Source organism: Pseudomonas sp. FW305-3-2-15-E-TSA4, assembly GCF_058787295.1.
This window is the reverse complement of sequence record NZ_JBYSZP010000001.1, coordinates 223497-235741: the sequence shown is the minus strand read 5'-3', so window position 1 is coordinate 235741 and position 12245 is coordinate 223497. Positions and strand designations below refer to the sequence as shown.

Genomic DNA, 12245 nt, shown 5'->3' with positions numbered 1-12245 from the left:
TCAGCCCTGCCTGATCAGTGGCAGCCCGCGATAGCGTCCCTCGAAATAGCGCTTCTCGACGTCCTCGCTTTCCCGGCCTTCAAAGTCGTGAACGGAAAACAGACTTGTCGCGCCATATGCATCACGCTCCGAAATCCAGAACTGATCACGTCGCAGAATTTTTTCATTCATCAAGTGCGTGTCGTGAGTGGTGAAAATCAACTGAGTATTCAGCCCGCTGTCCAGATGTTTGCCAATCAGGACCCCGACGATTTCAGGATGCAGACTGCTGTTCAATTCGTCGACACAGAGAACGCCGCTGCCGCCAGCCTGATTCATCATGAACCACGGCAACCAGAAGCCGATCAGGTTCTTGGTGCCGCACGATTCCTCGGCAAAATCGAATTCAGCCTCGCCTGAGATACTGGCATGCGTCAGGGTCAACTTGTCTCCCTGCGCAGCGGCAATAAACTCCTTCAACGTCATCTTTCGATTGTCTGGAGGCGCAGTGGAATGCTCCGAACTGAGCTGGATCGCAGATACCGGAATATCCAGAGCGCAGAGAAAATCACGCAGATCACTGGTATGACTTTCAACCATCTGCAGAAAACGAATCGACGCCGTAGAGAGGCCCTGCATATTGCTCTGCTCGACTACCAGCAAACCTCTTTGAAACCAGCAAAATGGTGCGCGCAACTGCGTCAGCTCTTCGCTGCTGTGGGTAACGGCTTGTGCAATAAACAGCATCCTGGGACTGGTCAAACGCCGCCACGCACAATGCACGTCCTTACCGCCTTCAAGGGCTTTCCCAAAGGTGTAATGCTCACCGAGGGAATCAACTTGACGGTTATAAAGCAAGGTTTCCTTTCCTTTTGGATAACAGAGCAATTGTTCATGGACAATGCGCTGCGCTGTCAACGCGAGCACAAATCGATAACGCAACCCGCTTTGAACAAAGTCGTATTCAAAAACGCTGGGCGCTTCTCTTAGCGTCTCGTCAAAGCGAAAGGATGCAACCGGTAGTACGTCGCCATGGATGCCTGCGGGTGTCGCCAGCAATCTGCCGACGATGCCCATTGCGCGAATGAGCGACGATTTGCCAGAAGCGTTGGGTCCGTAAATGGCGGCGACCTTGAGCAGGTCCGGGAGCTTTTCAGTGCTCGTGCCGGCGCTGAAGACGTTTCGCGCCTTGCTCAGCCGAGGGCTCGCGACCATGGACAGCGTTTGCCTGTCCCGGAACGAGCGGTAATTGGAAACGGAAAATTCGATCAGCATGGATAAAACCTGCAGTTCGTTGCATGAATCTCCATAAATAAATGAAAAAACGCGCCTCAGACGCAGCCTGGCTGCAAGCAATGCAAAAACAGGCATTTCCTACAGACACAGCCTCCCCCAAAAAGCCCAATTTCCTACGCTGCGCGTCCACAGAGTAGACTTGTCGCCGCAAGCGCCTGACCGATAGGCTTCATCCCGTCGCTGCCAAATCAGCGACCCGGGGTCGAAGCCGGAAACTGTCAACGCGGTGCTTGCATGCCCTCCATTGAACTGTGGCTGTCGTAGCTTCAGTTTTGCTTTATGGCGGGCCGTGTGGCGCGGGCCTTCTGGCTTTTCCGTGTTTGACTGGAAGTATCCCGACTTCGAACGCCATACGGTTCGCCACCCAACTTGTCGAAGAGTTGATGGCGACTTTCCTACTCAAATCGGAAGTCACTACATGTCTGCACAAATCCAAAACTCATCGTCGACCCACTTCACCCCCACCGTCTTCACCCGCCACAACCGCTTCCTCCACGCATTCATGCAAGAACACGAAGCCTGGTTCTGCGTTCAGGATCTCGGTCGCCTGATGGGCTATCCGCTGAACGAGCGCCTTACCCTGAAACTCGATCCCGATCAGCGTCGCAACGTCCCCATGCGTAAGGACGGCGAAATCGTCGATTGCGCGATAGTCAGCGAGTCCGGCCTATACGCCCTGCTTGTCCACCACTTCGTCCCGGAAAACCGCAACCTGCGCCAATGGCTAAGTCATGAAGTGATCCCGATGCTGCGCGAAGCCCAATCAAGCCCTGTGGAAAACCACCCGAGCTTGAGCTCAATGCATTGGGCAGGCGTTACCGTACCGCTGCTGCACTGGCAACAGCAGGCGTGGGTCAAATGGCGGGATGTGCCGGAGTTGATGCGCGGCCAGCGGCCGTATCCAGTCCTGGGAACGTGTAGCTGATCCAGATAAAAAGGGGCGGACCTTTCAGTCCGCCCCTTTTTATTTCCACTCAAAACCGCGAAACACTCCGCATCGCATCCACCAGATACCGCATCGCAATCCGGTCACTCTCCGACAACTCGCGATAACGCTCCACCAGCTTCAGCTCTTCAGAACTCAAACGACGCCTTCTACGGCCGCTGCCGAGGCAGGGGAAGATGCCGAGCATTTCGGCGATACCTTGTATTTTTGCCATGGACGATGTCCTTCAATACTTCAAAGAATTGCTAAACCACCACATCGCCCTGCCCCTTACAGCAGCGCCGTGTGCCCTACCGGTCAACACCGGTCATGCCCATAGAATAGAAATTAAATCGGCGCTGAAAAGCGGTTTTTAGAGTAATTAGTCGAAAAAAGCAGATATGCCGCATAAATCAGAACGCCCTGTCAGATTTTTAACCGACATGTCTTGTTTCATTGACACTCTGTCACTGTGAATCAACGAATTTTGCTCGGCGAGCGAACCGTTTAAGCTAGCCGGCATCTGTTTATAGTCCGTTGCGTTTGGCCGAAGGCTTGTCCGAACCGTAATTTCTGATCCAGCACGTGCCAGGAAAGGCGCGGGATTGCTCACGACAGGTTGTATTTATGCACCGCAGGAATTTGCTCAAAGCGTCGATGGCCATTGCGGCTTACACCGGTCTCTCGGCTTCCGGCCTGCTGGCCGCCCGTGCCTGGGCCGCCAATGGTGGCGCCGCCGATGGCGAGGCCCAGGCTTTCGACTTCGAAGCGCTGAAGCGCCAAGCCAAGCAATTGGCCGGAACGGCCTATCAGGACAGCAAACAGGTGCTGCCGCCGACTTTGGCGACCATGACCCCGCAGAACTTCAACGCGATCCGCTACGACGGTGATCATTCGCTGTGGAAGGAGAACAAGGGTCAGCTGGACGTGCAGTTCTTCCACGTCGGCATGGGTTTCCGTCAACCGGTGCGCATGTACAGCGTCGATCCGAAGACCCGCACCGCCCGCGAAGTGCATTTCCGCCCGACGCTGTTCAATTACGAGAACACCTCAGTCGACACCCAGCAGCTCAAGGGCGACCTGGGGTTTGCCGGCTTCAAGCTGTTCAAGGCGCCGGAGCTGGATCGCCATGACGTGGTGTCGTTCCTCGGCGCCAGTTATTTCCGCGCGGTCGATGCCACTGGCCAATATGGCCTCTCCGCTCGCGGTCTGGCCGTCGACACCTACGCGAAAAAGCGCGAAGAATTCCCTGACTTCACCAAGTTCTGGTTCGAGACTCCAGAGCAGAACGCCACCCGTTTTGTGGTCTACGCCCTGCTCGACTCGCCGAGCGCCACCGGTGCCTACCGCTTCGACATCGATTGCCAGGCCGAGCGCGTGGTGATGGAGATCGACGCCCACATCAACGCGCGTACCGCCATCGAACAACTGGGCATCGCGCCGATGACCAGCATGTTCAGCTGCGGCACCCACGAACGCCGCATGTGCGACACCATCCACCCGCAGATTCACGACTCCGATCGCCTGGCGATGTGGCGCGGCAACGGCGAGTGGATCTGCCGTCCGCTGAACAACCCGGCGACCCTGCAGTTCAACGCGTTCGCCGACACCGATCCGAAAGGCTTCGGTCTGGTGCAGACCGACCACGAGTTCGCCAACTATCAGGACACCGTGGACTGGTACAGCAAGCGCCCGAGCCTGTGGGTTGAACCGACCACCGCGTGGGGCGAAGGCTCGATTGATCTGCTGGAAATTCCTACCACCGGCGAAACCCTCGACAACATCGTCGCGTTCTGGACGCCGAAGAAGCCAGTGGCCGCCGGCGACTCGCTGAACTATGGCTACAAGCTCTACTGGAGCGCCCTGCCACCGGTCGGCACGCCGCTGGCGCGAGTGCATGCGACCCGTTCGGGCATGGGTGGCTTCGTCGAAGGCTGGGCACCGGGCGAGCATTACCCGCCGGTCTGGGCGCGACGCTTTGCCGTGGACTTCACCGGTGGCGGCCTGGATCGCCTGCCACAGGGCACCGGGATCGAACCGGTGGTCACCTGCTCCAGCGGCAAGGTGCAGGACTTTAGCGTGCTGGTGCTCGATGACATCAAGGGTTACCGGATCCTGTTCGACTGGTACCCGACCAGCGACAGCGTCGACCCGGTGGAACTGCGCCTGTTCATCCGCACCAATGACCGCACACTGAGCGAGACCTGGCTGTACCAGTACTTCCCGCCGGCACTGGACAAGCGCAAGTATCCTTGATGATTTGAGGCGCCTGTAAGGGCCTCTTCGCGAGCAAGCCCGCTCCCACACTGGATCCCGGTCGATCACACAGTTTGCGACCGACACAAAACCAGGGTGGGAGCGGGCTTGCTCGCGAATGCGTCAGAACATTCAACATCGGATATTGAAGAAACTGCTTCAGGTCAGTGGGCAATACAGATGAATGTCTCTGGGTTCTTGATCAAACAACTCTGGATCCGCCTGATCAACCAACCGGCAACCCTGTCTCTGATAAAACTCCACAGTGTTGCGAGATTCAGTCGCTGAAACATATAACGCCTGGGCACCGAATCGCCGACCCTGCTTACAAGCCAGCGCAAACAACTTCGCCCCCAGCCCTTGCCCGCGGTAATCACGGCTGATGTGCAGAAACTTCAACTGGCGCATGCTCAACCCCTGATTGTGAATAACCCGGTTATCCACAACCACCGCCGCGACCAGCGCCTGCCCATCGAAAACCCCGTACAACCAGCCACCGCGCCGCAAGCACTTCTCCAGCGCCAGCGCATTTTCTTCGGCTTCGCCTTCCGGCCATCCGCGCATGTCGAAATGTACCGGGTACAGAATCAGCTCACCTTTTTCCAGCCGATAACATTCCTCCACCAGCTCACTGCGGTCGATCTGCGCCAGCAGCGGCAAGTCGTGTTCGGTCAGTTCTCGCTCGATCAACATGCTCGACTTCCTTGGCAAATGGCAGGCAAGAAAAAACCCGCCGGTTCAATGGCGGGTTTATAGACGTTGCGCCGGTTTGAAATCAATCGCGCAGATCGGATTCGTGAATCGGCTGATCACGATGCGTCGCGCGCTGATACTGCGCCGGCCACACCGCTTTACGCCCACCCAGATCATCGTCGGCATGCAGCGGCCAGTACGGGTCACGCAGCAGCTCGCGGGCGAGGAAGATGATGTCGGCCTGACAGGTGCGCAAAATGTGCTCGGCCTGCGCCGGCTCGGTAATCATGCCGACGGTGCCGGTGGCGATGCCCGACTCCTTACGCACCCGTTCGGCGAAGCGCGTCTGATAACCCGGCCCCACCGGAATCTCGGCGTTGGCGGCGGTACCACCGGAGGAGACGTCGATCAGGTCCGCTCCCAGTGCCTTGAGGCGGCGCGCCAGTTCCACGGTTTCATCCGGGTTCCAGCCGTCTTCCACCCAGTCGGTGGCCGAAACCCGGACAAACACCGGCAACTCTTGTGGCCAGACCTCGCGCACGGCCTCGGTGACTTGCAACACCAGCCGAATACGGTTTTCGAACGAACCACCGTATTGATCGCGGCGCTGATTGCTCAATGGCGACAGAAACTGATGCAGCAGATAACCATGGGCGGCATGCACCTCGACCACGCTGAAACCTGCGGTCAACGCACGTTTGGCCGCAGCAACGAAGGCCTGGATGACTTCGGCGATTTGCCCTTCATCCAGCTGCTTGGGTTGCGTGTGTTGCGGGTCGAAGGCAATCGGTGACGGCCCGACCGGAATCCAGCCGCCATCCTCCGGTTTGACGCTGCCGTGTTTGCCGATCCATGGCCGATGGGTGCTGGCCTTGCGCCCGGCGTGGGCCAGTTGAATGCCGGCGACAGCGCCCTGAGCCGTAATGAAACGGGTGATGCGTTGCAGCGGTTCGATCTGTTCGTCGTTCCACAAACCGAGGTCTTCGGCGGTGATCCGCCCGTCGGCGGTGACCGCCGTGGCCTCGGTGAAAATAAGGCCGGCACCGCCCACCGCGCGGCTGCCCAGATGCACCAGATGCCAGTCGTTGGCCAGACCGTCGACGCTGGAGTACTGGCACATCGGCGAGACGGCGATGCGGTTGGGCAGGGTCAGTTGGCGAAGGGTAAAGGGTTCGAGCAGCAGACTCATGGGGCACCTCTCAAATCAGTGGGCAGGCTCCAGGGTTCTGTTTGAAAAGTCGACGAGTGACAGGAAAAGGTGCAGCACCCGCCCCCGCGGGCAAAAAAATCGACAAGACGTCACAAGGCCAATCAAGCAGTGCTTAGAGCCTAGTCGACAACCGGGGATGAGGGAGGGTTCAGAGTGATTCAGTGTGTGAAAGGGTGCTTTCGCGAGCAGGCTCGCTCCCACAAAGTCAACACCGTGCCTGTGGGAGCGAGCCTGCTCGCGAATGGCGTCAGCGCGGTTCGATGTGGGCAATCATCAGTTGCACCGTCTCGTTGCCCCGGAACTCGTTGACGTCGAGCTTATAGGCCAGCTCGACCCACTGAATGGTCGGGTTCGGCCAAACATCACGGTCGATGCCGAAAGCGATGCCATCCAGCTTCACCGACCCGCACTCGCTTTTCAGCACCACTTTGAGGTGCCGCTCGCCGACCACCCGTTGCTCGACCAACTGGAACACGCCATGGAACAGCGGCTCCGGGAAGTGCTGGCCCCAAGGCCCGGCATGGCGCAGGGCGCGGGCCAGCTCCAGATGGAATTCCTCGACCGCCAGCGTGCCATCCGAAAGCATGCGCCCGGTCAGGTCTTCCTCACGAAGTTGCCGACGCACTTCGGCATCGAAAGCCTCGGCGAACAGCGGAAAATTCTCTTGCGGCAAGGTCAGACCGGCCGCCATCGCGTGGCCACCGTACTTGGCAATCAGGTTCGGATGCTGCGCCGCCACCACGCTCAGGGCATCGCGAATGTGGAAACCCTGCACCGAACGCCCCGAGCCCTTGAGTAAACCGTCACCGGCATCGGCGAAGGCAATCGTCGGACGGAAATAACGTTCTTTCATCCGCGAAGCGAGAATGCCGATCACCCCCTGGTGCCACTCTGGATCGAACAGACACAGGCCGAACGGCATCGATTCCACCGGCAAGTCCTTGAGCTGGGCCAGCGCCTCGCGCTGCATGCCCTGCTCGATGGATTTGCGATCCTGATTCATGCCGTCCAGTTGCGCGGCCATTTCCCGGGCCAGATTGGCATCGGCGGTGAGCAGGCATTCAATGCCGAGGCTCATGTCATCCAGGCGCCCCGCCGCGTTCAGGCGCGGGCCGACGATAAATCCAAGGTCGGTGGAAGTGATTCGCGCCGCGTCACGCTTGGCCACTTCAAGAATTGCCTTGATCCCCGGTCGTGCGCGCCCGGCGCGAATCCGCTCGAGGCCCTGATGCACCAGAATCCGGTTGTTGGCGTCCAGCGGCACCACGTCGGCAACGCTGCCCAGCGCCACCAGGTCCAGCAGTTCGCCGATGTTCGGCTGCGGCTTGCTCTCGTACCAGCCGAGGCTGCGCAGGCGTGCACGCAAGGCCATCAACACGTAGAAAATCACCCCGACCCCGGCCAGCGCCTTGCTCGGAAACTCGCAGCCGGGCTGGTTCGGGTTGACCAACGCATCGGCCAGCGGCAGTTCATCGCCGGGCAAGTGGTGGTCGGTGATCAACACCTTGAGCCCGGCCTTCTTCGCCGCCGCCACGCCTTCGACGCTGGAGATGCCGTTGTCGACGGTGATCAGCAACTGCGGCTCGCGGGTCAGGGCAACCTCGACGATTTCCGGGGTCAGGCCATAGCCGTATTCGAAGCGGTTCGGCACCAGATAATCGACATGCGCCGCGCCCAGCAGACGCAAGCCGAGCACGCCGACCGTACTGGCCGTCGCGCCATCGGCGTCGAAGTCACCGACGATCAGAATCCGCTGACGCTGCTCCAGCGCCGTCACCAACAGATCCACCGCCGCCTCGATGCCCTTGAGCTGCTGGAACGGAATCAGCCGCGCCAGACTTTTATCCAGCTCCGCCTCGGATTGCACGCCCCGCGCCGCGTACAAACGGGTCAGCAAAGGTGGCAGGTCACCGAGAAACGGCAGCGTGGCAGGCAACGGTCGAGGATCAATACGCATGGGCTAACGGAAACTTCTCTTGAATACGTGGGATTAATCAGTAAGCGGCGCAGGATCAGCCGCGTTCACCGGCCAGCCATTCCAGCTGGACTTCGTGCTGACCACGGTCGTCAGTGACGAAGATCGTGCCTTCGCTGATCATCACGTCCCACTTGATGACGCGCGGCATGTCCTTGGCCAGGGTTTCCAGCACTTCCTGCGGCACAGCGGCGATGTTGACGTTTTTCAGGTTCTTGGCCACCGGCACCACTTTGCCTTCCCACACGCGCAGGCTGCCGTAAGCCAGCAGGCTGGTGCGCTCGGTGCGACGCGAGCACCAGGTCAGACGATCAGCGTCTGGCTGACCGACTTCGATCCAGTGCAGAACGCGGTCATCCAGGCTTTTTTCCCACAGCGCAGGTTCATCCACGTCCGACAGACCACGACCGAACGAAAGCAGTTCGTTGTACCAGAGCGCGTAAGCCAGCAGCCGCACGGTCATGCGCTCTTCGGTTTCCGAAGGGTGACGGGCGATGGTCTGCTTGACGCTCTCGTAGACGCTGCGGTCGAGGTCAGTGAGGTTCAGTTCGAATTTGTAAGTGGTAGACGGCTGGGCCATGAACGGGCTTCTTGATACGAGGAAAGTCGGCAAGTCTAACCGATGCCGTAGGCAATCATCGAATTGATGGCGATCAACCTGCGGCGTCTGACAGCCGGCTATGTTAAAACGCTGTATCCGCTCAGCCTTGTCCTACAGGATTCAGTATGCCGTTCGCCAACAAACCGCTCAGCGGTGTGAAAGTCATTGAATTGGGTACGTTGATTGCCGGGCCGTTCGCCTCGCGCATCTGCGGCGAGTTCGGCGCCGAAGTGATCAAGATCGAATCGCCCGACGGCGGTGATCCGCTGCGCAAGTGGCGCAAATTGTATGAAGGCACCTCGCTGTGGTGGTTCGTCCAGGCGCGCAACAAGAAGTCGCTGACCCTGAACCTCAAGCACCCCGACGGCCTGGCGATCCTGAAAAAACTGCTGGGCGAAGCCGACATCCTGATCGAGAACTTTCGCCCCGGCGTGCTGGAAAAACTCGGGCTGAGCTGGGAAACCCTGCATGCGCTGAACCCGAAGCTGGTGATGGTGCGTCTGTCCGGTTTCGGCCAGACCGGGCCGATGAAGGATCAACCGGGCTTCGGCGCGGTCGGCGAGTCCATGGGCGGTTTGCGCTACATCACCGGCTTCGAAGACCGGCCACCGGTGCGCACCGGGATCTCCATCGGTGACTCGATTGCCGCGTTGTGGGGCGTCATCGGCGCGCTGATGGCGCTGCGTCATCGCGAGGTCAACGGCGGTCTCGGCCAGGTGGTCGATGTCGCGTTGTACGAGGCGATTTTCGCCATGATGGAAAGCATGGTGCCGGAGTTCGACGTGTTCGGCTTCATCCGCGAGCGCACCGGCAACATCATGCCGGGCATCACGCCGTCATCGATCCACACCAGCGCCGACGGCAAGCATGTGCAGATCGGCGCCAATGGTGACGCGATCTTCAAGCGCTTCATGCTGATCATCGGCCGCGAGGATCTGGCCAACGACCCGACACTGGCGAGCAACGACGGGCGCGACAGTCGCCGCGACGAGTTGTATGGCGTGATCGACCGCTGGGTCAATTCGCTGCCGCTGCAAAGCGTGCTCGACCTGCTCAATCAGGCAGAAGTACCGGCCAGCCGGATCTTCAGTGCCGAGGACATGTTCAGCGATCCGCAGTACCTCGCCCGGGAAATGTTCCTGCAGGCGAAGCTGCCGGACGGCAAGCCTTTCAAGATGCCGGGCATCGTGCCGAAACTCTCCGAGACACCGGGTACTTCCGAATGGGTCGGGCCGCAGCTCGGTGAACACAATGCGCAGGTGCTGCACGATCTTGGCTACGACGAACAGCAGATCGCCCGGTTGCGCGCAGACGGAGCTATCTAAGCTGAAACATCGGCAGACATCGGACGCCAACCGCGCCCACCACTGGTGGACGTGGCGGCTGTTCGGCCTGTTGTTTCTGCTCGCCCTGCCCGCCTGGGCGCAAGCGAAGCCCACGCTGGTCTGGCTGTTGCGCGACCTGCCGCCGCTGACCATCTTCGAAGGCCCGAAAAAGGGCCAGGGCGTCATCGACCAACTGATGCCGATGCTGATCGCCGGCATGCCGCAATACGAACACACGCTGATGCGGGTCAATCGCGCCCGCGGCATGCAGATGCTGCACGAGCCGTCCTTCACCTGCGACCCCTCGCTGATCTGGAGCAAGGAGCGCACGCAATGGATCACTTTCTCTATCCCGGCGTTTCGCGCCGTCAGTAATGGTCTGGTGGTGCGTCAGAAAGATCGCGACGTACTGGCGCCGTACCTGATCGACGGTGAAGTCGATCTGCCGGCATTTCTGGCCAATGGCGAGATCAAGGTCGGAGTTGTCGCGGAACGCAGTTACGGAGAGTATCTCGACAGTCTGCTCAAGCAGGCTCCCGGCGGTGCGTTGACGCCGCATTATGGCAACGACGCCCTGAGCAGCCTGCTGGCGATGCAGCGCCTGGGGCGTCTGCAAGTGGTGCTGGGTTACTGGCCGGAGATCCGCTATCAGGCGCAGCAGGCGCAAATTGCCGAAGACGAACTGGTGTTCTTTCCGATTCGCGGCACCGGCAAGTATCTGTCTGGCTTTGTCGGGTGTTCCGATACTCCTCAGGGCCGTCAGGCGATCAGTGAGATCAACCAACTGCTGCGTACCCTGCCCCACGAGCAACTGAACCAGTCGTATGCCGACTGGCTGGACCCTGAAATGCGCACGGATTACCTGCAACAGGCGCGGATTTTTTTCGAGCAACAGGCCACGCAGTAAACCTGCGGGCAAAAAGAAACCCCGAGCAGTGGGGAGACAACTCGGGGTTAAACGCGGTCTGCTTAAAGACCCGTAGCAGCAAGCGACAAGCACCGGAGCACAATGCTTGATCCTGCTGTTATGGGGTCTGACTGACGGGGATGCAGGAAGGTTCCCACAAAAAATATTTCATCTTTACAGGGCCGCACGCTTATCCAGCGCCGCATTGCGCAAGGCCGCAATCACACAGGGCTCCAGCCGCCCTTCAGCGATCAGGACGTCACGGTGCAAACCGTCGACCACATCGGTCAGCAGGCGTTTGTCGCTCAACTGCGCCTGATTGAATTCGCGCTCCACCACGAGGGCGCCGTTGCTGTTCTTCAGCGTCACCAGGCATTCGCCATGGGCGCCACACGGAGTCAACGTCACCTGATACGGGCTCAGAGCCTCACCGAGCAATAGACTGATACTTTCCATCTCGATCTCCACTCAATAGTCCGAAAACATTGTGCCTGGGGCGTGTTCACAATAAATGACCACCGGCCCGAGAAGAAAGTTCTGAATACCGCGCTGCTCCCGGAGCAGTTAGCGGTCTGTCAGAGCATGCACGGTGAAGATGACAGAAACATAACCATCGGCTCAAGCCCCCGCCGGATGGGCTGCCGCTTGCAGGTAGCTGTCCAGCAGCCCGCGCATCAGCACCGCCGAGACCGGCGTTTGCAAACGCCCCAGGAGTTTCAGCTCCTGCTGGTGCAGCAGGCTTTCGAGATCACTCGGCAGGCCGGGTGCCACACGCCCCAGCAGGATAAGCGCCCGCGCTTCCCGCCCGGCCACCAGATGACGGATCAGCGCCAGGCCCTCTCCGCCGCGCAGTTGCGGATCGCAAATCGCTATGTCGACCCGGGTGCGGCGCTCCAGCGAGCACTTTGCGGACGCCAGCGACGGCGCTGTCAGCACGTCGTAGATACCGACCGCATTGAGCATCTGGTGCAACGCCATCATTCGATAAGGATCGGGTTCGAGAATCAGTACTTTGAGCGAGCGCATGGACGACCTCTGAAACGGCAATCGCGGACTCGTCCGCAGTTGCTGCCCACTT

The 12245-nt window shown here is 59.7% G+C and carries 12 protein-coding genes; 4 read left to right on the top strand and 8 right to left on the bottom strand.

The genetic code is table 11. The features are described from left to right. Positions 1-1254 (bottom strand): AAA family ATPase, encoded by a 1254-nt coding sequence (locus tag AC3WMV_RS01100; protein ID WP_103368448.1) that lies wholly within the window; start codon positions 1252-1254, stop codon positions 1-3. 439 nt (positions 1255-1693) lie between these two features. Between AC3WMV_RS01100 and AC3WMV_RS01095 the strand changes: the two genes are divergently transcribed. Then, positions 1694-2200: a BRO-N domain-containing protein gene (locus AC3WMV_RS01095; RefSeq protein ID WP_103368449.1), complete on the top strand. Its 507-nt coding sequence runs from the start codon at positions 1694-1696 to the stop codon at positions 2198-2200. 49 nt (positions 2201-2249) lie between these two features. Here AC3WMV_RS01095 and AC3WMV_RS01090 read toward each other — a convergent pair whose 3' ends face one another. Then, positions 2250-2435, bottom strand: a complete 186-nt coding sequence (locus AC3WMV_RS01090) for a hypothetical protein (RefSeq protein ID WP_003222012.1) — start codon at positions 2433-2435, stop codon at positions 2250-2252. A gap of 392 nt (positions 2436-2827) precedes the next feature. Here AC3WMV_RS01090 and AC3WMV_RS01085 point away from each other — a divergent pair, with 392 nt between their 5' ends. Then, positions 2828-4456, top strand: coding sequence for a glucan biosynthesis protein D (locus tag AC3WMV_RS01085; protein ID WP_103368450.1), 1629 nt, complete (start codon positions 2828-2830; stop codon positions 4454-4456). A gap of 159 nt (positions 4457-4615) precedes the next feature. Here the strand turns inward: AC3WMV_RS01085 and AC3WMV_RS01080 are convergent, their stop codons facing one another. From AC3WMV_RS01080 to AC3WMV_RS01065, 4 genes are all read right to left on the bottom strand, one after another. Then, positions 4616-5149 (bottom strand): GNAT family N-acetyltransferase, encoded by a 534-nt coding sequence (locus AC3WMV_RS01080; RefSeq protein ID WP_103368451.1) that lies wholly within the window; start codon positions 5147-5149, stop codon positions 4616-4618. An 82-nt stretch (positions 5150-5231) separates the two neighbouring features. Then, complete coding sequence (locus AC3WMV_RS01075) at positions 5232-6338, bottom strand: NADH:flavin oxidoreductase/NADH oxidase (protein WP_095138300.1); 1107 nt, start codon at positions 6336-6338, stop codon at positions 5232-5234. Between the two features lie 268 nt (positions 6339-6606). After that, positions 6607-8316: a single-stranded-DNA-specific exonuclease RecJ gene (gene recJ / locus AC3WMV_RS01070; protein ID WP_097086375.1), complete on the bottom strand. Its 1710-nt coding sequence runs from the start codon at positions 8314-8316 to the stop codon at positions 6607-6609. A 55-nt stretch (positions 8317-8371) separates the two neighbouring features. Next, the gene (locus tag AC3WMV_RS01065; protein WP_003222001.1) at positions 8372-8914 is read right to left on the bottom strand and encodes a YaeQ family protein; all 543 of its coding nucleotides are present in this window, start codon (positions 8912-8914) and stop codon (positions 8372-8374) included. Positions 8915-9060: 146 nt separating this feature from the next. On the opposite strand from AC3WMV_RS01065, the gene AC3WMV_RS01060 reads away from it, so the two are divergent. Both AC3WMV_RS01060 and AC3WMV_RS01055 read left to right on the top strand, forming a co-directional pair. Continuing rightward, positions 9061-10260 (top strand): CaiB/BaiF CoA transferase family protein, encoded by a 1200-nt coding sequence (locus tag AC3WMV_RS01060; protein WP_027610976.1) that lies wholly within the window; start codon positions 9061-9063, stop codon positions 10258-10260. Further along, positions 10208-11167, top strand: a complete 960-nt coding sequence (locus tag AC3WMV_RS01055; protein WP_027610975.1) for a TIGR02285 family protein — start codon at positions 10208-10210, stop codon at positions 11165-11167. Before AC3WMV_RS01060 ends, AC3WMV_RS01055 begins: the two co-directional genes overlap by 53 nt. 174 nt (positions 11168-11341) lie before the next feature. Here AC3WMV_RS01055 and AC3WMV_RS01050 read toward each other — a convergent pair whose 3' ends face one another. Further along, positions 11342-11623 carry a DUF3509 domain-containing protein gene (locus tag AC3WMV_RS01050; protein ID WP_027610974.1) on the bottom strand — a complete coding sequence of 94 codons (282 nt, stop codon included), beginning with the start codon at positions 11621-11623 and terminating at the stop codon, positions 11342-11344. A gap of 162 nt (positions 11624-11785) precedes the next feature. Beyond that, positions 11786-12193, bottom strand: a complete 408-nt coding sequence (locus tag AC3WMV_RS01045; RefSeq protein WP_103368452.1) for a response regulator — start codon at positions 12191-12193, stop codon at positions 11786-11788. Between the last annotated feature and the right edge of the window lie 52 nt (positions 12194-12245).